The organism is Pseudopontixanthobacter vadosimaris (assembly GCF_012979275.1).
Taxonomy (GTDB): Bacteria; Pseudomonadota; Alphaproteobacteria; order Sphingomonadales; family Sphingomonadaceae; genus Pseudopontixanthobacter; species Pseudopontixanthobacter vadosimaris.
Genome location: NZ_JABASZ010000040.1, coordinates 1 through 18,999 on the forward strand (window position 1 = coordinate 1; position 18,999 = coordinate 18,999).

Here is an 18,999-nt window from a genome sequence, read left to right on the forward strand (position 1 = left end):
CTGCCGGCGTCGAGGCGGTGATCCCGGCTAGGAGCAACCGCCGCAACCCAGCCCCGCACGACCGGGAGAAATACCGCTGGCGCAACCTGGTCGAGCGGCTGTTCAACAAGCTGAAGAACTGGCGCCGCATCGCCACTCGCTACGACAAAACCAAAGAATCCTACCTTGGCTTCGTCGCCCTCGCTTCAATCAAACTCTGGATACCCTTTGTCCACGAAACCTAGCACGCATATTCTGGTAGCGACCAATCGTATCGAGAGACTACTCGTTCTGGGCCGCGCACGTTTGCGCAGTTCGCATTCGGCACTTCGGGAGATGAATGAAGAGGAGCGAAGTGTTTTGTTCCATCTAACCGAAGAGGTCAGCCGAATGGCAAACCGCTTAGAAGCGATGGCCGCAGGGGTAAGCTCAGGTTCGAGCGCGTTCCGCTTCGAATCTCCGGGCAGCGATTACCGCAGCGCCGATGGCGACGGGTCGGACCGGCTGGTGCGCGCGAGCAAGCCGCCCCTGCCCGACCCGCGCCTGCTGCGCCGCATCATCCGGCAAAGGCAGTTGCGCGCACGTTTCTTCGACGGCGATCTTTTCGCCGATCCCGCCTGGGATATCCTGCTGGATCTGACCGCGGCAAGGGTGGAGCATCTGCGGGTTTCCGTCACCTCGCTCTGCATCGCTTCCGGCGTTCCGCCGACCACGGCCCTGCGCTGGATTTCGCAGATGGTCGACGCCGGCCTGCTCGAACGGGTGGAGGACGAAACCGATCGCCGCCGGGCTTTCATCGCCCTGACGGACAAGGCCGCCGACAGCATGGCGCGCTATTTCGTGGAACTGGGCAAGGATGCCGTTCGCACGATCTGAACGGCGCGATTTCGTCAGAATGCCCGATCCGTCAAGATGATCGTCAACCCCGGCGGAGGCTCGTCCGGGTCGCGTGCGTTATAATCGGCCAAGGTGCGGCGCACGGCATCGGCTCTAGCCCGGACTAGGATCGGTTCGGCGATCGTGGGTGCAAAGACGACCAGATCGGCTTCACCCAGCAAGCGGGCCTGCCGCAGTGTAAGGTCGTCAGGGTCCGCGCTGGTGATGTTGATCGTCTCGGTCCGGCTGCCTGCGGGCGGCGAGGCCCTGCCAAGCCACGCTTCCACTCTTCCGGCCGATGCTTCCTGCATGGGATCGAGAAAGCCGTTCGGGGACAGCGCCGCATCCAGCGCCTTGCGTCGCTGATTCCCATCGGGATAATGAGCACGCATCCGGTCGCGCACGGCCGCCAGCGCCTCTGCCAATTGCCCCAGCGACTGCGGCAGCAAGGTCTCCAGCCGCAGGCGTATATGCTTGGCCAGCCCTGCCGAAGCCCCCGACGTGCCGATGGCGATCTGCACCGGCTCGCGGTCCAGCACGCTCGGCAGCGTGAAATCGCACAGATCGGGCCGATCCGCGACATTGACCAGCAGGCCTTGTGCTTTCAGGCGCCGCGCGGCGATTTCGGCGACACGCGCATCGTCCAGCGCGACGAAACCCAGATCGGCATGGTGCGCCTCGGTCTCGCCGCAGCAGATGCCGCCGGCACGTTCAATCAGTCGCCGCTTGGCATCGGCCATGTCGCCAGCGCCGATGACAACGACTCGCTTGCCGGCGATGCGGTGAAACAGCGGCAGCGACAGCATCAGAGCCAGTCCGGCAGTGTTTCGGCCGCCATGATGCTGGCCGCGTCCAGCCGGTCCGCCACCACGGCGAATCTGTCGCCATCCACCAGCACCTCGGGCACGAAGCCGCGACTGTTGTAGCTGGACGCCATTGTCGCCCCATAGGCACCGGCGGTGCGGAACACCGCAAGGTCGCCAGCTTGCAGACGGTCGCATTCGCGGCCCATGGCGAAGGTGTCGCCGGTTTCGCAGATGGGGCCGACAATATTGGCGGTCATCCTCTCGCCTGCAGGTTCGACTGCGGCAAAATCGTGCCACGAACCATAGAGCGCCGGGCGGGCGAGGTCGTTCATTGCGGCATCGACGATCAGGAACGGATCGTTCAAACCGCGTTTCACCCGGATCACCCGGGTCAGCAGGACACCGGCATTACCGGCGATGACCCGGCCCGGTTCGAAGCTGAGCCGGACGTCCCAATCGCGCGTGATCCGCGCCACCATAGCGCCATATTCGGCCGGCGACGGCAGCACCTCGCCCGCCTTGTAAGGGACGCCCAGCCCGCCACCCAGATCGACATGGCTCACCGTCTGCCCGGCGGCGCGCAATCGCTTCAGCAATGTGCCGATCTTCAAGAACGCAGTTTCCAGCGGATCGAGCGAGCTGAGCTGGCTGCCGATGTGGATGGCCAGCCCGCGTAGATCGAGCCCCGGCAATGCGGCAAGTTCGGCGTATAGCGCAGGGGCATCGGGCAGCGGAATCCCGAACTTGTTATCGGCCTTGCCGGTTGAGATCTTGTCATGCGTTCCGGCATCGACATCGGGGTTGATCCGCAGCGCGCAGGGTGCCCTCTGCCCGCGCGTGGCGGCAATCGCCGACAGTTCGCGCGCTTCTTCCCCCGATTCGAGATTGAACTGCCCGATACCGGTGTCGAGGCCGAAGGTGAGTTCGGCCTGCGTCTTGCCGACACCTGAAAAGACGATGTCGGCAGGGGCCATGTCGGCCTTCAGCGCACGGGCGAGTTCGCCGCCCGAAACGACGTCCGCGCCATAGCCTTCCCGCTGCAGCACCTTCAGCACGGCAAGGTTCGGATTGGCCTTCACCGCAAAGGCGATGTGCGGGGATCCGAGCGCAGCCAGGCCGTCGCGGAACACGCGCGCATGGCGCACCAGCGTGGCACGCGAATAGACATAGACCGGCGTGCCGACCTTTTCCGCAATGGTGACGAGCGAGACATCCTCGGCATGCATGACGCCGTCCCGCAGTGAGAAATGATCCATGTTCTCTTCGCTATTCGGCGCTTATTCGGGGGGCAGATCGAAAGGGTCTTCCTCGCGCACTTCCGAACGTTTCCGCAATTCCACGCTGCGTTCGGGCGCTGCCTGCGGGTCCAGTTCCAGCAAGGCGTCGGCATCGCGCCGTGTGGTCGTGCCGAAAGGCGCGGGCGGCAATGTGGCGCCCGGCGGCGGGGTCAGCATGGTCTTCTGCCCGCATCCGGACAGCAGCAGCAGCGCCATTCCGGCGCACAGCGCAGTGCTGGCGACTTGCTTCACGACCCGTTCTCCAATGCCTGCCGTGCTTCGGCCACGCGCAGCCTTACCTGGTCCGGCGCGGTTCCGCCATGGCTGGACCGTGCGGCGACCGATGCTTCCACCGAAAGCGCCTGATACACCCGTTCGTCGATCCTGCCGTCGATCGCCTGCAACTGGGCGAGGGTGAGCGCATCCAGCGCCTTGCCTTCGCCCTCTGCCAGACGAACCGCCGCGCCGGTGATGTGATGCGCCTCGCGGAATGGGATATCGGCTTCGCGCACCAGCCAGTCGGCAAGGTCCGTCGCCGTGGCATAGCCAAGCTCCGCCGCCTGCCGCATCCGCGCCCGGTCGAAAGCGGCATCGGCGACCATGCCGGTCATCGCGGCGACGCACAGGCCCAGCAGATGATGCGCTTCGAAAACCGGTGGCTTGTCGTCCTGCATATCCTTCGAATAGGCGAGCGGCAGTCCCTTCATCGTCATCATCAGCGCGGTGAGGCATCCGGCGATGCGCCCGGCATGGCCGCGCACCAGTTCGGCGGCGTCGGGGTTCTTCTTCTGCGGCATGATCGAACTGCCCGTGGACAGGGCATCGGGCATCCGCATGAAGCCGAAGGGCTGGCTGGCCCACAGGATCATCTCTTCCGCGAGCCGCGACAGATGCAGCGCGCATTGGCTGCCGGCCATCAAATAATCCAGCGCGAAATCCCGGTCGGATACGGAATCGAGGCTGTTCGCAGTCGGCCTGTCGAAACCCAGCGCAGCGGCGGTGGCCTCGCGGTCGATGGGAAACCCCGTTCCGGCGAGCGCCGCGCAGCCCAGCGGGCTTTCATTCAGTCGCAGGCGGGCATCGGCAAAGCGCGAGCGGTCGCGCCGCAGCATCTCGTAATAGGCCATCAGATGATGCCCCAAAGTGACCGGCTGCGCCGTCTGCAGATGCGTGAAGCCGGGCATGATCGTGTCGGCATGTTCACCCGCCCGGCGCACCAGCGCATTCTGCAAGCCTGTCAGGCCCGCATCCATCTCGTCGATCGCGTCGCGCACCCACAGGCGGAAATCCGTCGCCACCTGATCGTTGCGGCTGCGCGCGGTATGCAGGCGGCCTGCCGCCGGACCGATCAGTTCGGCAAGGCGGCTTTCAGTGGTCATGTGGATATCTTCGAGATCCCAGTCTTCGGGCACGCCGTCCGCCTCATATTCGGCAGCGATGCGGTCGAGGCCCGACGCAATGGCCTCCGCATCCGCCTTGCTGACGATGCCGCAATCCGCCAGCATCGCGACATGGGCCTTGCTGGCGGCGATGTCCTGTCGCCACAGGGCCTTGTCGAAGGGAATGGAAGCGTTGATTTCGCGCATGATCGCGCTAGGTCCGTCGGCGAAGCGTCCGCCCCACATCGCATTGGTGCCCGTATCGTCCCGCCCATCGGAGATTGCCTTGCCCTGTTCCGTCTCGTTCAAGTCACTCGCCCCACTCGCGCTGATTGCCGGCCTGGCCGCGTGCGATAGTCGTGGCGGGGAAGACGCGCAAGAACAGGCCGGGTTGCGGGGCGGCAACCAATCCTTCGCAGGCAGTGTGGACAGGAGCGAAGCGGGCGCGCTGATGCCGGCTGTCGATCTGACCGATCCCGACGGGCGCAGCCTGAACATGGCGGCGCTGCAAGGCACCCCGGTGCTGCTGAACGTCTGGGCCACCTGGTGCGCGCCATGCGTGCGCGAGATGCCGCTGCTCGACGATCTGGCCGGCGATTACGACGGTGACTTGCGCGTGATCGCCGCCAGCCAGGATCTGCAGGGGGCGGAAAAGGTCGTGCCATTCTTTGCAGAAGCCGGGCTGTCGAACCTGGAGCCCTGGATGGACCCCGAAACCCGGCTGAGCTTCACCTTCGGCGGGCAGTTGCCGGTGACGGTCCTCTATGACGCGCAAGGCCGCGAGGTCTGGCGGATGCTGGGCGAATATGACTGGGCATCGCCGGAGGCGCGTGCGTTAATCGAGGAAGGACTTGGCCGCAACGCCTCGTAAATCTCCCATTGCGCGGGAGACACTTCGGCAAAAAGCAACGCTGCCGGTGCGATGGGATATTGCTTTATGCACCCCAGCCTTTATGGACGCAGGCCCTGCCGAAATCGGCATGGGCGATTAGCTCAGTTGGTAGAGCATCTCGTTTACACCGAGAGGGTCGGCGGTTCGAGCCCGTCATCGCCCACCATCACCCACCATCATCCCGGGAACTGGCTAACTAATGCCCCCGTCCGCCAAGCTCGCGGTTTGGCGGTGGAAGTACGGGCCTCGCGGGGCTAATCCGAGAAACGATGACACAGCATTTCCTGGTACTCGGCACCGGAGGCACCATCGCCGGCAGCGCGGGATCGGCCATTCGCCGCGACTATCGGCCCGGCCAGATCGCCATCGACGATTTCCTGGGCGATGTGGCGGCGCTCGGGCTGGATGCACGGTTTACGGGCCGGCAGATCGCCAACATGGGGTCCGAGGATATCGGCTGGCCCGTGTGGCACCGGCTGCACACCGCCATCGCTGCGGCGATGGACGATCCCGATTTCGACGCCATCATCATAACGCATGGCACCGACACGGCGGAGGAGACGGCCTTCCTGCTCGACCGTACCTTGCCGAGCAGCAAGCCGGTCATCATCGTCGGAGCCATGCGCGCGGCGGATGCGGTGGGCAGCGACGGTTTGCGCAATTTCGCCAATGCCATGCAGGTCGCGGGCGATCCCGATGCGGCGGGAAGGGGCGTGATGGTGGTGATGAACGATTTTGTCCATTCCGCCCGCGACGTCCGCAAGGCGCATACCAGCGGCACGGATGCATTCCGGGGCTTCCCCCGCGGCCCCATCGCCATGGTGACGCCCGCTTCGCTGGAATGGTTCGGCGAACCCTGGAGGAAGGGCGAAGAGGCGCGCTTCGCCTTTCCCGAACGGCTTGCCGATATCGCGATGCTCTACGCTTTTGCCGGAATGGAGCCGGTGCTGGTCGAACAGGCGGTGGCGACCGGGGCAAAAGGAATCGTGCTGGCAGGTTTCGGAACCGGCAACATGCCGCAGACGATCCGCGCGGTCTTGAGCGAAGCGGCGGGGGCCGGGCTGCTGGTGGTCCGGTCCACAAGGGTGGACGAGGGACTCGTCGACATCGAACCCGACGATGCGGCCTGCGGCTTCATTGCCGCGCGTTCGCTCAATCCCCAGAAAAGCCGCATCCTGCTGCAATTGCTGCTGGCGGACGGGATCACCGACCCCGCCCGCGCGCAACAGGAATTCAACCGGCGCTAGGACCGGGCGGCGGATGCCTCAGCCGTGCGGCGTCACGAGATATTTCTCGCCCGTCTTCATCTGCCGGTAATCGAGCGCCGCTTCCTTCGTCAGCATTTCTTCCAGCGTCACCTTGCGCTTGTAGCTGCTGGCGAATGTCGTGGTAAGATTGTCGAGCACGCGCTTGCGCATCCGGCCCACCGTTTCCATCCCCGCCTTTCGCAGGAACGGCGTCAGCAGCCAGCCCGACAGCGTCCAGCCGAAGCCGTAGGCAGGCGTCAGGATCGTCGGGCCGAGATCCAGCCGGCCATAGATATACATCTTCTTCGGCTGATCGGACCCATATCGGCTGAATTCCTTCATCTTCGCCGCCGCCACCTGCTCCATTGCCTTGAAGCAGCTGTCGACCATCCTGCCGCCGCCGATCGGGTCGAAGCCGAAATAGGCATCAGTCGCGTCGATGGCATCGCGAAGCTGGCTGATGAAATCGTCGTCCGACGAATTCACGACATGTTCGGCACCCAGGCCTTTCAGCAGATCGGCCTGTTCCTGCTTGCGCACGATATTCACCAGCGCGAGCCCGTCTTCCTGGCAGATGCGGTTGAGCATCTGGCCGAGATTGGAGGCGGCGGCGGAATGGATGATGGCCTTCTGCCCTTCCATTCGCGCAGTTTCGGCAAAGCCCAGCGCCGTCATCGGGTTGACGAAGGCGGAGGCGCCATCGGCGGCGGAATGGTCGCCCAGCGGCAGGCACATGGCCGCTTCGGCCAGCGCATATTCGCTGAAGGCGGAGCCGGGCACGCAGGCCACCCGCTGCCCCATCAAGGCCTGTGCCGCGTCGCTGCTGCCTGCCGCGACGACCGTACCCGCACCTTCGTTGCCGACCGGCAGGCGCTGTCCATGGCGGCCCTTCGCACCCGACAGGAACGGTTCGGGCATTTCGGCCACGATCCTGCCATCGGAAAATTCGGCATTCTCCAGATCGGCGGCGCTGAACAGCAGGGCAAGGTCGGACGGGTTGATCGGTGCCGCCTCCATCTTCACCAGCACCTGGCTGGGGCGGGGATCGGGGAAGGTAGTCTCCGCGATTTCGACCGTCAGTTTCCCTTCGGCCGAGAGGGTGGTGAATATCTGTTTGCCCGTCGTGCTCATACTGCTTCTCCTGTCATGTTGCGTCTTCGTCCGGATAATGCGCCTTCACGAAATAGAGCCCGTGGGGCGGTGCATTCAGGCCCAGCCGCTGCCGGTCGCGCGCGGCGAGGGCGGCGGCGATCTCGCCTTCGCTCCAGCGTCCCATGCCAACCAGCGCAATGCAACCGACCATCGACCTGACCTGGTGATGCAGGAAGCTGCGTGCCTCCGCCTCGATCAGCACCTCGTCGCCTTCGCGGCGGACCTCCAGCCGGTCGAGGCTCTTCACCGCGCTGGCCGACTGGCAATGGGCGGAACGGAAGGTCGTGAAATCATGCCGCCCGACCAGCGCCTGCGCGGAACGGTGCATGGCCCGGTCATCGAGCGGTCTGGCGAGGTGCCACATCCGCCCCCTGTCCAGCGCCAGCGGCGCGCGGCGATTGGCGATACGGTAGAGATAGCTTCGGCCGGTGCAGGAAAAGCGCGCATGCCAGTCGCCAGGCTTTTGCTCGCAGGCGATGACCGCCACCGGATCAGGTCGCAATTTCGCATTCACGGCTTCCATCAGGCGGAAGGGCGCGAAGGGTTTCTCCACGTCGACATGCCCCCGCATCGCAAGGGCGTGAACGCCTGCGTCCGTGCGCCCGGCGACATGCAGCCGCACGTCTTCACCTGTAACGGCAAGGATCGCTTCCTCGACAGCCTGCTGAACGGTGGGGCCATGTGCCTGGCGCTGCAGCCCCATGAACGGTGTGCCGTCGAATTCGAGGGTGAGTACGAAGCGGGCCATGCTGGTCGCGGCGCTGGCCCAATTCGCCGCGCGAGGCAAGGGCAGGTCGGAACCCAGCACCGTTCACATGCGTAAATCCGGTGAACGCAAATCAGGAAAAAACATGAAACTCGACGGAAAGAACATCGCCATCCTCATCGCGCCCAAGGGCACCGAAGAGCCGGAATTCACTAAGCCGAAGCAGGCGGTCGAACAGGCGGGCGCCAAGGTGACGGTACTCAGCTTCGAAAGCGGCAAGGCACAGACGGTTAACAACGATCTCGACAGCGGCGGCAGCTACGCGATCGACAAGACCTTCGATCAGGTTGCGGCGGAGGATTTCGACGGGATCGTCATTCCGGGCGGTACTGTCGGTGCGGACAGGTTGCGCGGCAATGACGATGCCGTGTCCTTCATCAAGGCTGCCTTTGCCGCGAAAAAGCCGGTCGCGGCGATTTGCCACGGCCCATGGACGCTGGTTGAGGCGGGTCAGGTCGAGGGCCGCAAGCTGACCAGCTTTCCCACATTGCAGACCGATATCCGCAATGCAGGCGGCAATTGGGTCGATCAGGAAGTCTGCGTCGATCAGGGTCTGATCACCAGCCGCAATCCGGGCGATCTGCCCGCATTCTGCGACAAGATCGTCGAGGAATTCTGCGAAGGCGAACATGCCAGGCAGGCCGCCAACGCCTGACATGGCCAGTGAGTCGGCGGGGGTCAGCCCAGCTGCACCCCCGCCGGAACCGCCTTCCCGCGCAGGAACGCCTCGACCTCCATCGCCGGCTTGCCCGCCCGCTGCACAAGCGTCGGCTGCAACGCGGCATGGCCGCAGGCGATGGTCAGCCGGTCGTCCAGCGTCGTGCCCGGCTTTCCCTCAAGGCCCAGCACGGTGGCTTCCAGCACCTTGATGCGTTCGCCATCCAGCGTGAACCACGCCCCCGGAAACGGAGCGAAAGCGCGGACCTGCCGTTCCAGCGCTTCCGCCGCACGGGTAAAGTCAATCTGCGCCTCCGCCTTGTCGATCTTTGCGGCGTAGGTTGCTTGCGTATCGTCCTGCTCCACCGCGCGCAGCGCCTCGATATCGATGAGAGTGCCGACCAGCAGCTGTGCGCCCACCTGCGCCAGTTCGTCGGTCAGTTCGCCCGCAGATTTGCGGTCCGTCTGGACGCGCGCCGTCGCCAGCATCGGTCCGGTGTCCAGCCCGGCTTCCATCTGCATGATCGTGATGCCGGTCACCGCGTCCCCGGCAAGGATGGCACGCTGCACGGGCGCGGCCCCGCGCCAGCGCGGCAGCAGCGATGCGTGGACATTCACGCAGCCCAGCCTCGGCATGTCGAGCACGGCCTGCGGCAGGATCAGCCCATAGGCGGCGACCACGGTAATGTTAGCCTCCAGCGCCGCCAGTCCGGCCTGTGCGTCCGCATCCTTCAGCGAAGCCGGATGGCGGACGGAAATATGACGCCTCTCCGCCTCAATCTGGACGGGAGAGGGCTGCACCTTCTTCCCGCGCCCGGCGCGGCGCGGCGGCTGCGTGTAGACGGCGACGATCGTGTGCCCCGCCTCGTGCAGCGCAGCCAGCGTCGGCACGGCGAAATCCGGAGTGCCCATGAAGATGACGCGCATATTTCCGACCGGCCTTTCCTAATTCCTGCACGCGCCCTATCTGCCGTGACATGGCATCGCAAGAGATCGACACGCTGGCCTCCGCGCTGGCCCGATTGCCGGGGTTGGGCCCCCGTTCCGCAAGGCGGGCCGTGCTCTGGCTGGTCAAGCGCCGCACGGGAGCCTTGCTGCAATTGATCTCTGCGCTGGAAACGGTGCGCGACACGCTGGTGGAATGCGACGTCTGTGCCAATGTCGATACGCAGAACCCCTGCGGCATCTGTGCCGACCCCAAGCGCGACCGTCACGCGCTCTGTGTGGTGGAGGATGTGGCGGATCTCTGGGCGTTGGACCGGGCGCGGCTTTTCACCGGGCGCTATCACGTTCTCGGCGGCAGATTGTCGGCGCTGGACGGCGTTCGCCCGGAAGACCTTAACATCGCCGCTCTCATGGAACGAGTTGCCGACCGCGAGGACGACAACAGGGTGGACGAGGTGGTACTCGCCATGAACGCCACGCTGGAAGGGCAGACCACCGCGCATTATATCGCCGAACGGCTGGAGGACCTGCCCGTGCGCCTCACGCAGCTCGCGCATGGATTGCCGGTGGGGGGAGAGCTGGATTATCTGGACGAAGGCACCCTGGCGCAGGCCCTGCGCGCCCGGCGTCCGATGACCGGCTAGGCGCTTTACCGACCGGCTTGCGATGCCAACTGTTCTTGCGATGGAGGCTGGCAGCCCCTATCTGAGGCCGCATGGCGATACGCGAAATCCTTGAGGTGCCGGACTCCCGGCTGAAGACCGTCTCCAGGCCGGTCGAGACTTTTGACGACGAACTGCGCACGCTTGTCGATGACATGTTCGATACCATGTATGACGCGCCCGGTATCGGGCTGGCCGCGATCCAGGTCGGCGTGCCGCTGCGGGTGCTGGTCATCGATCTGCAGGAACCGGACGGCGATGCCGAACAGCCCGAAGCCTGCCATGTCGAGGCCTGCGATCACGACCACCGGCCGGTGAAGAACGACCCCCGCGTGTTCATAAACCCCGAAATCATTGACCCGGCCGACGAACTCGCCACCTATCAGGAAGGCTGCCTTTCCGTTCCCGAGATCTACGCCGACGTGGACCGTCCGAAAAGCTGCCGGGTCCGCTGGCAGGATCTGGATGGCAAGGTGCATGAGGAAGCGATGGAAGGCCTGCTCGCTACCTGCATCCAGCACGAGATGGACCATCTGGAAGGCATTCTGTTTATCGATCACCTGTCACGCCTGAAACGGCAGATGGCGATAAAGAAGCTGAACAAAATGCGCGCCTACGCCTGAAGATTACGCCTGAGCCCTGCGCCCGAGCAGCGCCGTGCCGGCATCTGACGACAAGAAAGGGGCTTCGCAGAACGTTTGCGAAGCCCCTTTCGTTTCCAACCTTGCTCAGGCGGCGTCGAGCATGCCCTCGCGCGCCTTGATCACATCTTCCATGACTTCGCGGCACATGCGTTCGCAGCGCCGGCAATGGTCATTGTCATGCTTCGCGCATTCCTCCGCGCAGACTTTGACACCGATGATCACCGCTTCCATCAGCGACTTGATGACCGTGACATTGCCTGCAGTGCGGCGGCTGGCGACGCGGTAGAAGGCTTCGCACAGATCGGATGCGTCGGAGCAGCGACGGATGCATGTGCGCATGTCGCCTTCCTCGGCATTGCAGGCATCGGCGCAGCTGTTCATGATCGCCGCGCCATACATCGCGTGCTTGATCGCCTCTCCCAGCTGTTCGTTGTAATCGGACCCGACCTGCGGGTGATCCTGGATCATTTCCTTGATCGACATACATGCTACTCCGTTTCGCTCATCGTGTGCCATTGCAGCGTGCAGAACGCAGGCTTGTTCCGCATTTGTTACGATCATGGCTTGCGCCGGTCCATGTTCCAGCTATGTTCCTGCGATGACCATGACTGCTGTTCTCATCGCCATCGTCGCATTGCTGCTGGGCCTCGGCCTTGGCTGGTATGGCGGATCGCGCCCGGTCGCCGAATGGCGGGAACGGCACGCCACGCGCGATGCCGAGGCGCGGGAGGTGGACGAGAAGTTCCGGCGCGCGGTGATCGACCTTGAAAATGCAAGCGTTCGCGCAGGCCGGGCCGACGATCTGGAAAAGCGGCTGCAGGAAAGCGATGCCGCGCGTGGAGAGATAAGCGGGATGGCGGCAGGACTGCGCAGCGAAGTGGCCGAGCGTGAGAAAGCCGCCAGTCTGCTCCGCGCCGATTTCGACCGCCTCAACTCGCGTTACGAGAGCGAAGTGGAGGGACGGCGCGCTGCCGATAATGCGCTTCACTCGCTCCGGAGCGAATTGGACGAGCGTGAGAAAGCCTTCACAGCGCGCCTTGCCGACCGGGAAGAACAGTCTGCTCGCGAACTCGCCCGCCTCGTCGCTGCCGAAGAGAAATTGCAGGCAAAGTTCAACGAAATCGGCGAAAAGCTGCTTACGGGCGCGCAGACGAAGTTTCTTGATACTGCGCATGGAAGGCTGGAGGCGCTCAACAAGGAAAGCCTCGCCGAACTGGAGAAGAAGGTTGGCCCGGTGGGCGAAACGCTGGAACGCTACCGCAAGCGGGTCGAGGAACTGGAGAAGAGCCGTGTCACCGATTTCCAGCAATTGCACGGCGTGATCGGCGAAGTGCGCGCGGGGCAGGAAAGGGTGATGGAAGGCGCGAACCGGATCACCACGACCTTGCGGGGCGCGACCAAGGCGCGCGGCGACTGGGGCGAATTGCAGCTGGAGAACCTCCTCGAAAGCTGCGGCCTCTACGATCAGGCGGATTTCGACTGCCAGGTCAGCGTGGCGGGCGAAGACGGGCTGCTGCGTCCTGATGCGGTCATCAACATACCCGGCGGGCGGCGGCTGATCGTCGATGTGAAGAACGTCTTCAACACCTACGCCCGCGCGAATGAAGCGGATAGTGAGGAAGAGCGCAACACGCTGCTGCGTGCCCATGCGCGCGAGTTACGAGGGCATATCGACGATCTGTCGGGCAAGCGCTATCAGGATCATGTGAAAGGTTCCGCCGATTTCGTGGTCATGTTCATTCCCGGCGAACATGTCCTCTATGCCGCTTTGACGCAGGATGCAGGACTCTTGGATTACGCATTGAAGCGCAAGGTTGTGCTATCCTCGCCGCTAAATTTCATGTCGATTGCATTAACCATCGCAACCGTCTGGCGGCAGGCGGGCGTACAGGCCGACGCGGCGGAAATCGCATCGCTCGGCAAGGAACTGTACGACCGTCTGGCGGTGGTCGCGGGGCACATCGCGCAATTGCGCAAGAGCCTGCAATCGGCCAACCAGCATTTCGACAAGATGGTCGGCAGTTTCGACACCAATCTGCGGCGGACGGGCGAACGGTTCGAAGAACTGTCGGTCGATACCTCGGCCAAGGAACTGCCCGAAGCACCGCCTCTGAACACGACGCCGCGAGCTTTGGTCAATTTCGCAACGGTGCCCGCAGATGGCGATGATGCGGAAGGCGATCGTCCTGATGCAGACAAGGCGAATCAGGGGTCGAGACGGGCAAGCGCCTCATAGGCCAGCACCGCCGCAGCGACGGCGGCATTCAGACTGTCAGCCCGCCCGCGCATCGGCATGGTGACACGGAGATCGCAGGCATCTTCATATTCCTGTGGCAGTCCGCGCGATTCATTGCCCACCAGCAGGAAACACGGCGCCGTATAATCTGCTCCACGATAGGCCACCGCATCGCGCAGGCTGGCCGCGACCAACTGTCCGGGGCCGCTCCTGAGCCATAGAAGGAACTCGTCCCAGCGGGCCTGCGCGACGGATTTCGTAAAGATCGCGCCCATGCTCGCCCGAACGGCCTCGACGCTGAAGGGATCGGCGCAATCGTCGATCAGGATCACGCCGCCCGCACCGACGGCATCGGCAGTCCGCAGCATCGTCCCCAGGTTGCCCGGATCCCGCAGCGCCTGCGCCACCAGCCAGATCGGTGCCGCATGTCGGTCGAGATTGCCAAGCGAGGTATCGAATTCGCGGAACACGCCCGTCACGGCCTGCGGGTTATCCTTGCCGGTAATTTTGGTGAGTATGTCGGGCGTGGTCTCGATTACCTCGCCGCCCGCAGCCAGCACATCCTTCTCCAGCGCATCCAGCAGCGTATGCGGGTCGCGCCCCGCTGCCATCACGAGCATCGCCGGCAAGCGTCCGCTTTCGCGCGCGTCGGTCAGAAGGCGCAGGCCCTCGGCAAGAAATCGCTTTTCCCTGCGGCGATGCTTCTTCTCCCGAAGCGAACGCAGATATTTTACGGTCGGGTTGGAGAAACCTGTAATTTCCCTGCGCATCTGCTGAACAGGCTTCAGCTTTCGCCGAAACCGTCCTCGATCAGGGCACACAGCTTGCCCAGCACATCTTCGGCATCTTCGCCTGCGACCACCACATCGACGCAGTCGCCCCGTGCCGCGCCCAGCATCATCAGACCGAGGATCGAACCTCCGACGGCGCTGTTACCGTCCTTTACTACGCGCACCGATGTGTCGCCGGGCAATTCCGCCACCGCATTGACGAATTTGGCGCTGGCACGGGCATGCAGACCGCGCTGGTTGACGATGACCACTTTGCGCCGGACCTCGCTCACGACGCCTGCGCCTCATGCCCGAGAAATTCCGATGCTATGGTGATGTAATTGCGGCCCGCATCGCGTGCGGCACGCACGGCGGCCATGATCGTCATGGTCTTGCGCGCGCCCGCCAGACGAATGAGCATCGGCAGATTGATACCCGCGATCACTTCGACACGGCCGGCATCCAGCAGCGATATCGCCAGATTGGAAGGCGTGCCGCCGAACAGGTCGGTCAGGATGATCGCGCCATTGCCGCTGTCGACAGTGCCGATCGCATCGGAAATCTCGGTGCGGCGGACCTCCATATCGTCATTCGGTCCGATGCAGATGGTGGCAATTGCCTCCTGCCGGCCGACCACATGTTCCATCGCGCTGACGAACTCTTCGGCCAGGCGGCCGTGCGTAACCAGGATCATGCCGATCATAAGCGAACCAAGAATCCTGTGCGTTGCATGATGGGCGTTCAGTACGGCACGATCATGTTTGCGGCCCTTCGATCTGGTCCGCTGCACGCGACTCCAGATTACGATGCAGCACCGTGGGAGAAAATCCCGCCTCGCGCAAGACCCGCCCCATTTCCTGTGCCGCATAGACACTGCGATGCCTGCCGCCGGTGCAGCCGAAAGCGATGGTGAGGTAGCTTTTTCCCTGCCGCCTGTATTCCGGGATGACGCTCAGCACCAGGCCCTGGATATGGTCGAAAGCGGCGGCAAAGGCCGGATTGGCGGCGATGTAATCGGCCACGGCGGCATCCAGCCCGGTCTGATCGCGCAGATCGGTGACCCAGTGCGGATTATCGAGAAAGCGCATGTCGAACACGAAATCGGCAAGCGGCGGCATCCCGCGGGCAAATCCGAAGCTGGTGATGGTGATCGCCGTTTCCGCCGAGGCTGCGACGGCGAAACGTTCGCGTATCTCCTGCTGAAGCTGGTTGGTCGCCAGCCCCGACGTGTCGATCACGGCGTCGGCCCAGCGGCGCAGGGGTTCGAGCAGTTCACGCTCCGCCCTGATGCCGTCGATCACCGGGCGGCCATGCGCCAGGGGGTGCCGGCGACGGGTCTCGTTGTATCTGCGTTCCAGTTCGGCGCTGTTGCAGTCCAGAAACAGCGTGGTGACGACCAGATCGCTGCGTTCGGCAAGGCTCCGCACCAGGGCGATGATATCATCCGGGACGAAATCCCGGGTTCGCGAATCGAAGCCGATCGCCAGCATCGGATGCATTTCGCCGCGACCGGTTCCGGGGGAGGGTTCGGGGCCGTCGATCAGGCGATCGAGCAACCGGATCGGGAAATTGTCGATGGCTTCCCAGCCGAGATCTTCAAGAACGCGCAGGGCTGTCGTCTTTCCGGCGCCTGACATGCCGGTGACAAGCGCGATCCGTTTGCGCTCGTCCACGGCGGCGGGCAGGGGCCGGGTGCTGGCTGTCGTGGATGGCGGATCGAGCGGCATGGGCCGATTGTGCGGGTCTTTGGCAACGGAGGAAAGGCTCAAGGCATTCCGTGCAGCTGCAAAGCGTGGACAACGCGCAGCGGCAGCGCGGCTGTATCGGGGAACATGTGCAGCAGCGGAACGGGATGACCGTGCCATTCGTGCGCGGCAGGCTTGCCGACAAATCTTGGTGCGTGATCGTCAAGCACGACGCGCAGACAGACGCGGGCGGATACATGCGCGAGCGTCACGATGCCCACGTTGCGAATTTCCACGAGCCCGGCGGTTGCAGGCGCTGCTTGCGCCCAAAGTCGCGCATCTTTTTCGAACAATGCGATCCCGTCATCCCCCACGAGGCTGGCGCCCCGGTCGATCAGCGCCAGCGCCAGCGACGTCTTGCCGCTTCCCGGCGGACCTTCGATCACGATCCCGCGGCCTCCGAACGCGACGCAGCCGGCCTGGTGCAGAACCGCCGTCATTCTTCGGCGCTCCGCCCCGTGGGCAGTTCCAGCTGGAGCCGCGCACCAGGCAGGCCGTCCACTCGGTCGAGCGCCAGCAGCGTGCCGTCATGCGCCGTCGCGATGGTGCGGGCGATGGCGAGACCCAGCCCGCTATGATCGCCGAAGGCTTCCGCTTCCGGCCGGTCCGAATGGAACCGTTCGAACACCTTGTCGCGGGCGTGTTCCGGTATGCCGGGGCCATGATCGCTCACCGAAAGGGTCACGTGATCCTCCTGATCGACGAGGCGAATTTCAATGGTCGCATCCGGCGAGGAGAAGGACACCGCATTGTCGAGCAGATTTTCTATGACTCGTTCGAGCCTTGCGGGGGCGCCCGGAATGATCAGCGGGTAGGGTGGCAGATCGAGGGCGATCCTGACCCCCTCGTTCTCGGCCCGATCCTCGCGCGTGCCGACGATGTTGCGGACCAATGCCGCAATATCCACATTTTCGAAGATGGTGCGCGACATTTCCGCATCGATGCGGCTGGCATCGGCAATTTCAGTGATCAGCCGGTCTATCCGGCGGACGTCGTGGCTGGCGATGTCATGCAATTGGGCTCGTAATTCCGGGTCTTCCACGCGTGACAGCGACTCGATCGCGCTGCGCAGCGAAGCCAGCGGATTCTTGATTTCATGGGCGACATCGGCGGCGAAATGATCGACCGCATCGATGCGCTGCCGCAGGGCATCCGCCATGTCCGACACTGCGCGCGCCAGCAGGCCGATCTCGTCCCGCCTTTCGGGCAATCTTGGCACCACGACATCCCGGTCGCGGCCAAGCCGTACCCTGATGGCCGCGCGGGCGAGCAATTGCAGCGGACTGACGATGGTGCGCGCCAGGAAAAGGGACAGCAGGATCGACATTGCGAGCGCCAGCGCGACGCCGAAGCCCAGGGTGGTGCGCGCCTGGCGCACGCGTTCGGTAATATCCACGGCGTTGCGGGTGGTGAGCAGGGATGCACCCTGCACCCCCACAGGCGCGGCGGCATTGATCACGGGCGTTCCATCGGGTGCGTCGCGCAACTGGATCTGCGTCAGCCCCTGTTCGCGCGCGCGCGCCAGTTCGGGCCATACGTCTGCGCGCAGGCTGCGCGGTTCGATATAGTCGGGGATGGGCTCCGCACCGACGATCGTATCAACGGTGCGGTCGAGCGCCAGGGCTATGTCCTCGTCCCAGGGCAAAGTGGCGACATTGTCGAAAGTGAAGGCGGGAGCATCGAGCTCGAAACTGTCGGCGGTGAGCAGGCCGTCACCATCGTACAGCCTGAGCCGCATGTCCTGTTCCTTGCCGATCTGGATCAGCAGCGCCTCCTGCCTTTCGCGGGTTGCACCGGCCAGGGCCTCGGCAGTGATCTGCGCCTCTATGCGGGCCAGCTTGTACCGTTCGTCCAGCAATTGTTTGCGGTAAGTGTCGAGATAGAACACTCCGCCGCCAAGCAGCAGCAGCGGCAACACATTGACTGCGAGGATGCGGGCCGTCAGCGACAGGCGGCTCGACCAGCCGAGGCTGTCCAGCCGGCGCAGGCGCGTCTCGCCGCTGACCGAACCGGGGGGGGTGGCCGTGTTTCGGGGAGCGTCCTGCGCCTGCTGGTCGGTTGTCGCGCCTGCGTCCGAGGCGCGAGCGTGCCGGCTGTCACCCATCGTCGGTAAAGCTGTAGCCTGCGCCATAGAGGGTTTCGATTGCGTCGAAATTTGGATCGACTGCGCGGAACTTGCGGCGGACGCGCTTGATGTGGCTGTCCACCGTGCGGTCATCGACGAAGACATCGTCGGGATAGGCGGCATCCATCAACTGGTTGCGGCTCTTGATCACGCCGGGCCGGATCGCCAGCGCCTCCAGGATCAGGAATTCGGTGACGGTGAAGGACACGTTGCGCCCATCCCAGCTGACCTGATGCCGGGCCGGGTCCATCAACAGGCGCCCGCGCGAGATCTTCTCCGTCACGGCGTCGGCCTGCACCGTCCCGGTGCCATCGCCTGTTCCTGCACCGCCGCGACGAAGGATCGCGCGAATACGGGCGAGCAGCAGGCGCAGGCTGAAGGGTTTGGCGATGTAATCGTCGGCGCCCATTTCCAGCCCGGCTTCCTCGTCCTGCTCGTCATCCTTGCTGGTGAGGAAAATGACCGGCAGCGCCGATGTCTCGCGCAGCCGCCGCAGCAGTTCCATCCCGTCCATGCGCGGCATCTTGATGTCGAACACGGCGAGATCGGGCGGATTGTCGACCAGGGCGGCGAGGGCGGTCACGCCATCGGAATAGACCCGCGTCGCATATCCTTCCGACTGGAGCGCGATGGAAACCGATGTCAGTATGTTGCGATCATCATCGACCAGCGCGATGACGCGGCGGTCTGCCCGGCGCTGGGCCCGCTCATCGCGTTCTGCTACTGGCATCGCGGAATTGCTTGCATCCGCTGCGCCGTCTCCGGAGCCTGCTGCATGGTGGTCTGTCATGGCGGCGGAACCTAGCCCCTGCCGCCGCACAAGACAACGCAAAGCAAGGCC

Annotated in this window: 22 protein-coding genes, 1 tRNA gene and 1 pseudogene; 9 read left to right on the top strand and 15 right to left on the bottom strand. The window is 64.2% G+C overall.

The features are described from left to right. Together HG250_RS12995 and HG250_RS10815 are read left to right on the top strand one after the other, a co-directional pair. Positions 1 to 224 (top strand): annotated as a pseudogene (locus HG250_RS12995) (IS5 family transposase); the annotation flags it as partial. A gap of 145 nt (positions 225 to 369) precedes the next feature. Then, entirely contained in the window at positions 370 to 855 is a 486-nt protein-coding gene (locus HG250_RS10815) for a winged helix DNA-binding protein (RefSeq protein ID WP_240957081.1), read from the top strand. 14 nt (positions 856 to 869) lie between these two features. Here HG250_RS10815 and HG250_RS10820 read toward each other — a convergent pair whose 3' ends face one another. Genes HG250_RS10820 through argH form a run of 4 tightly spaced genes read right to left on the bottom strand, consistent with a single transcriptional unit; the run spans position 870 to position 4,563 of the window. Beyond that, positions 870 to 1,661: a precorrin-2 dehydrogenase/sirohydrochlorin ferrochelatase family protein gene (locus HG250_RS10820; RefSeq protein ID WP_170005348.1), complete on the bottom strand. Its 792-nt coding sequence runs from the start codon at positions 1,659 to 1,661 to the stop codon at positions 870 to 872. Beyond that, positions 1,661 to 2,917 carry a diaminopimelate decarboxylase gene (lysA, locus tag HG250_RS10825; protein ID WP_170005349.1) on the bottom strand — a complete coding sequence of 419 codons (1,257 nt, stop codon included), beginning with the start codon at positions 2,915 to 2,917 and terminating at the stop codon, positions 1,661 to 1,663. The genes HG250_RS10820 and lysA overlap by 1 nt, the downstream gene beginning before the upstream one ends. 21 nt (positions 2,918 to 2,938) lie before the next feature. Next, on the bottom strand, positions 2,939 to 3,190 hold the full coding sequence (locus tag HG250_RS10830; protein ID WP_420821331.1) for a lipoprotein: 252 nt from the start codon (positions 3,188 to 3,190) through the stop codon (positions 2,939 to 2,941). After that, entirely contained in the window at positions 3,187 to 4,563 is a 1,377-nt protein-coding gene (gene argH, locus HG250_RS10835; RefSeq protein WP_170005350.1) for an argininosuccinate lyase, read from the bottom strand. Before argH ends, HG250_RS10830 begins: the two co-directional genes overlap by 4 nt. Before the next feature lie 40 nt (positions 4,564 to 4,603). On the opposite strand from argH, the gene HG250_RS10840 reads away from it, so the two are divergent. The 3 genes from HG250_RS10840 to HG250_RS10850 all read left to right on the top strand — a co-directional run bounded on the left by HG250_RS10840 (position 4,604) and on the right by HG250_RS10850 (position 6,456). Then, positions 4,604 to 5,188, top strand: a complete 585-nt coding sequence (locus HG250_RS10840) for a TlpA family protein disulfide reductase (protein ID WP_240957082.1) — start codon at positions 4,604 to 4,606, stop codon at positions 5,186 to 5,188. A 111-nt stretch (positions 5,189 to 5,299) separates the two neighbouring features. Further along, positions 5,300 to 5,375 (top strand) — tRNA-Val (locus tag HG250_RS10845). A gap of 103 nt (positions 5,376 to 5,478) precedes the next feature. After that, a complete protein-coding gene (locus HG250_RS10850) occupies positions 5,479 to 6,456 on the top strand; it encodes an asparaginase (protein WP_170005352.1) in 978 nt (325 codons plus the stop codon). Between the two features lie 18 nt (positions 6,457 to 6,474). On the opposite strand, the gene HG250_RS10855 is transcribed toward HG250_RS10850, so the two are convergent. Both HG250_RS10855 and truA read right to left on the bottom strand, forming a co-directional pair. Beyond that, positions 6,475 to 7,587, bottom strand: coding sequence for a zinc-binding dehydrogenase (locus HG250_RS10855; RefSeq protein WP_170005353.1), 1,113 nt, complete (start codon positions 7,585 to 7,587; stop codon positions 6,475 to 6,477). Between the two features lie 13 nt (positions 7,588 to 7,600). Beyond that, complete coding sequence (gene truA / locus HG250_RS10860) at positions 7,601 to 8,356, bottom strand: tRNA pseudouridine(38-40) synthase TruA (protein ID WP_170005468.1); 756 nt, start codon at positions 8,354 to 8,356, stop codon at positions 7,601 to 7,603. A gap of 103 nt (positions 8,357 to 8,459) precedes the next feature. On the opposite strand from truA, the gene HG250_RS10865 reads away from it, so the two are divergent. Continuing rightward, positions 8,460 to 9,029, top strand: a complete 570-nt coding sequence (locus HG250_RS10865) for a type 1 glutamine amidotransferase domain-containing protein (RefSeq protein WP_170005354.1) — start codon at positions 8,460 to 8,462, stop codon at positions 9,027 to 9,029. Positions 9,030 to 9,052: 23 nt separating this feature from the next. On the opposite strand, the gene fmt is transcribed toward HG250_RS10865, so the two are convergent. Next, positions 9,053 to 9,958 (bottom strand): methionyl-tRNA formyltransferase, encoded by a 906-nt coding sequence (gene fmt, locus HG250_RS10870; protein WP_170005355.1) that lies wholly within the window; start codon positions 9,956 to 9,958, stop codon positions 9,053 to 9,055. A gap of 50 nt (positions 9,959 to 10,008) precedes the next feature. On the opposite strand from fmt, the gene recR reads away from it, so the two are divergent. Both recR and def read left to right on the top strand, forming a co-directional pair. Then, positions 10,009 to 10,620 carry a recombination mediator RecR gene (gene recR / locus HG250_RS10875; protein WP_170005356.1) on the top strand — a complete coding sequence of 204 codons (612 nt, stop codon included), beginning with the start codon at positions 10,009 to 10,011 and terminating at the stop codon, positions 10,618 to 10,620. Between the two features lie 71 nt (positions 10,621 to 10,691). Next, a complete protein-coding gene (gene def / locus HG250_RS10880) occupies positions 10,692 to 11,261 on the top strand; it encodes a peptide deformylase (protein WP_170005357.1) in 570 nt (189 codons plus the stop codon). A 105-nt stretch (positions 11,262 to 11,366) separates the two neighbouring features. Here the strand turns inward: def and HG250_RS10885 are convergent, their stop codons facing one another. Continuing rightward, positions 11,367 to 11,765 (bottom strand): four-helix bundle copper-binding protein, encoded by a 399-nt coding sequence (locus HG250_RS10885; protein ID WP_170005358.1) that lies wholly within the window; start codon positions 11,763 to 11,765, stop codon positions 11,367 to 11,369. A 115-nt stretch (positions 11,766 to 11,880) separates the two neighbouring features. Here HG250_RS10885 and HG250_RS10890 point away from each other — a divergent pair, with 115 nt between their 5' ends. Further along, on the top strand, positions 11,881 to 13,518 hold the full coding sequence (locus HG250_RS10890) for a DNA recombination protein RmuC (protein ID WP_170005359.1): 1,638 nt from the start codon (positions 11,881 to 11,883) through the stop codon (positions 13,516 to 13,518). Here the strand turns inward: HG250_RS10890 and HG250_RS10895 are convergent. From HG250_RS10895 to HG250_RS10925, 7 genes are all read right to left on the bottom strand, one after another. Next, entirely contained in the window at positions 13,488 to 14,288 is an 801-nt protein-coding gene (locus HG250_RS10895; RefSeq protein WP_170005360.1) for a TrmH family RNA methyltransferase, read from the bottom strand. The two genes, HG250_RS10890 and HG250_RS10895, sit on opposite strands and share 31 nt — an antisense overlap. 14 nt (positions 14,289 to 14,302) lie before the next feature. After that, positions 14,303 to 14,581 carry an HPr family phosphocarrier protein gene (locus tag HG250_RS10900; RefSeq protein ID WP_170005361.1) on the bottom strand — a complete coding sequence of 93 codons (279 nt, stop codon included), beginning with the start codon at positions 14,579 to 14,581 and terminating at the stop codon, positions 14,303 to 14,305. Further along, on the bottom strand, positions 14,578 to 14,991 hold the full coding sequence (locus HG250_RS10905; RefSeq protein WP_170005362.1) for a PTS sugar transporter subunit IIA: 414 nt from the start codon (positions 14,989 to 14,991) through the stop codon (positions 14,578 to 14,580). Before HG250_RS10905 ends, HG250_RS10900 begins: the two co-directional genes overlap by 4 nt. A 52-nt stretch (positions 14,992 to 15,043) precedes the next feature. Further along, a complete protein-coding gene (gene rapZ, locus HG250_RS10910) occupies positions 15,044 to 15,961 on the bottom strand; it encodes an RNase adapter RapZ (RefSeq protein WP_420821334.1) in 918 nt (305 codons plus the stop codon). A gap of 92 nt (positions 15,962 to 16,053) precedes the next feature. Further along, positions 16,054 to 16,473 carry an HPr kinase/phosphorylase gene (locus HG250_RS10915; RefSeq protein ID WP_170005363.1) on the bottom strand — a complete coding sequence of 140 codons (420 nt, stop codon included), beginning with the start codon at positions 16,471 to 16,473 and terminating at the stop codon, positions 16,054 to 16,056. After that, positions 16,470 to 18,137: a sensor histidine kinase gene (locus HG250_RS10920; RefSeq protein WP_170005364.1), complete on the bottom strand. Its 1,668-nt coding sequence runs from the start codon at positions 18,135 to 18,137 to the stop codon at positions 16,470 to 16,472. The genes HG250_RS10915 and HG250_RS10920 overlap by 4 nt, the downstream gene beginning before the upstream one ends. Then, positions 18,130 to 18,888 (bottom strand): response regulator transcription factor, encoded by a 759-nt coding sequence (locus tag HG250_RS10925; protein WP_170005470.1) that lies wholly within the window; start codon positions 18,886 to 18,888, stop codon positions 18,130 to 18,132. The genes HG250_RS10920 and HG250_RS10925 overlap by 8 nt, the downstream gene beginning before the upstream one ends. Between the last annotated feature and the right edge of the window lie 111 nt (positions 18,889 to 18,999).

Coding starts and splice junctions, on each gene's coding strand:
- HG250_RS10815 (WP_240957081.1), top strand. CDS start 370: ATGGCAAACCGCTTAGAAGCGATGGCCGCAGGGGTAAGCTCAGGTTCG.
- HG250_RS10820 (WP_170005348.1), bottom strand. CDS start 1,661: ATGCTGTCGCTGCCGCTGTTTCACCGCATCGCCGGCAAGCGAGTCGTT.
- lysA (WP_170005349.1), bottom strand. CDS start 2,917: ATGGATCATTTCTCACTGCGGGACGGCGTCATGCATGCCGAGGATGTC.
- argH (WP_170005350.1), bottom strand. CDS start 4,563: ATGTGGGGCGGACGCTTCGCCGACGGACCTAGCGCGATCATGCGCGAA.
- HG250_RS10850 (WP_170005352.1), top strand. CDS start 5,479: ATGACACAGCATTTCCTGGTACTCGGCACCGGAGGCACCATCGCCGGC.
- HG250_RS10855 (WP_170005353.1), bottom strand. CDS start 7,587: ATGAGCACGACGGGCAAACAGATATTCACCACCCTCTCGGCCGAAGGG.
- truA (WP_170005468.1), bottom strand. CDS start 8,356: ATGGCCCGCTTCGTACTCACCCTCGAATTCGACGGCACACCGTTCATG.
- HG250_RS10865 (WP_170005354.1), top strand. CDS start 8,460: ATGAAACTCGACGGAAAGAACATCGCCATCCTCATCGCGCCCAAGGGC.
- fmt (WP_170005355.1), bottom strand. CDS start 9,958: ATGCGCGTCATCTTCATGGGCACTCCGGATTTCGCCGTGCCGACGCTG.
- recR (WP_170005356.1), top strand. CDS start 10,009: ATGGCATCGCAAGAGATCGACACGCTGGCCTCCGCGCTGGCCCGATTG.
- def (WP_170005357.1), top strand. CDS start 10,692: ATGGCGATACGCGAAATCCTTGAGGTGCCGGACTCCCGGCTGAAGACC.
- HG250_RS10885 (WP_170005358.1), bottom strand. CDS start 11,765: ATGTCGATCAAGGAAATGATCCAGGATCACCCGCAGGTCGGGTCCGAT.
- HG250_RS10890 (WP_170005359.1), top strand. CDS start 11,881: ATGACCATGACTGCTGTTCTCATCGCCATCGTCGCATTGCTGCTGGGC.
- HG250_RS10895 (WP_170005360.1), bottom strand. CDS start 14,288: ATGCGCAGGGAAATTACAGGTTTCTCCAACCCGACCGTAAAATATCTG.
- HG250_RS10905 (WP_170005362.1), bottom strand. CDS start 14,991: ATGATCGGCATGATCCTGGTTACGCACGGCCGCCTGGCCGAAGAGTTC.
- HG250_RS10915 (WP_170005363.1), bottom strand. CDS start 16,473: ATGACGGCGGTTCTGCACCAGGCCGGCTGCGTCGCGTTCGGAGGCCGC.
- HG250_RS10920 (WP_170005364.1), bottom strand. CDS start 18,137: ATGGGTGACAGCCGGCACGCTCGCGCCTCGGACGCAGGCGCGACAACC.
- HG250_RS10925 (WP_170005470.1), bottom strand. CDS start 18,888: ATGCCAGTAGCAGAACGCGATGAGCGGGCCCAGCGCCGGGCAGACCGC.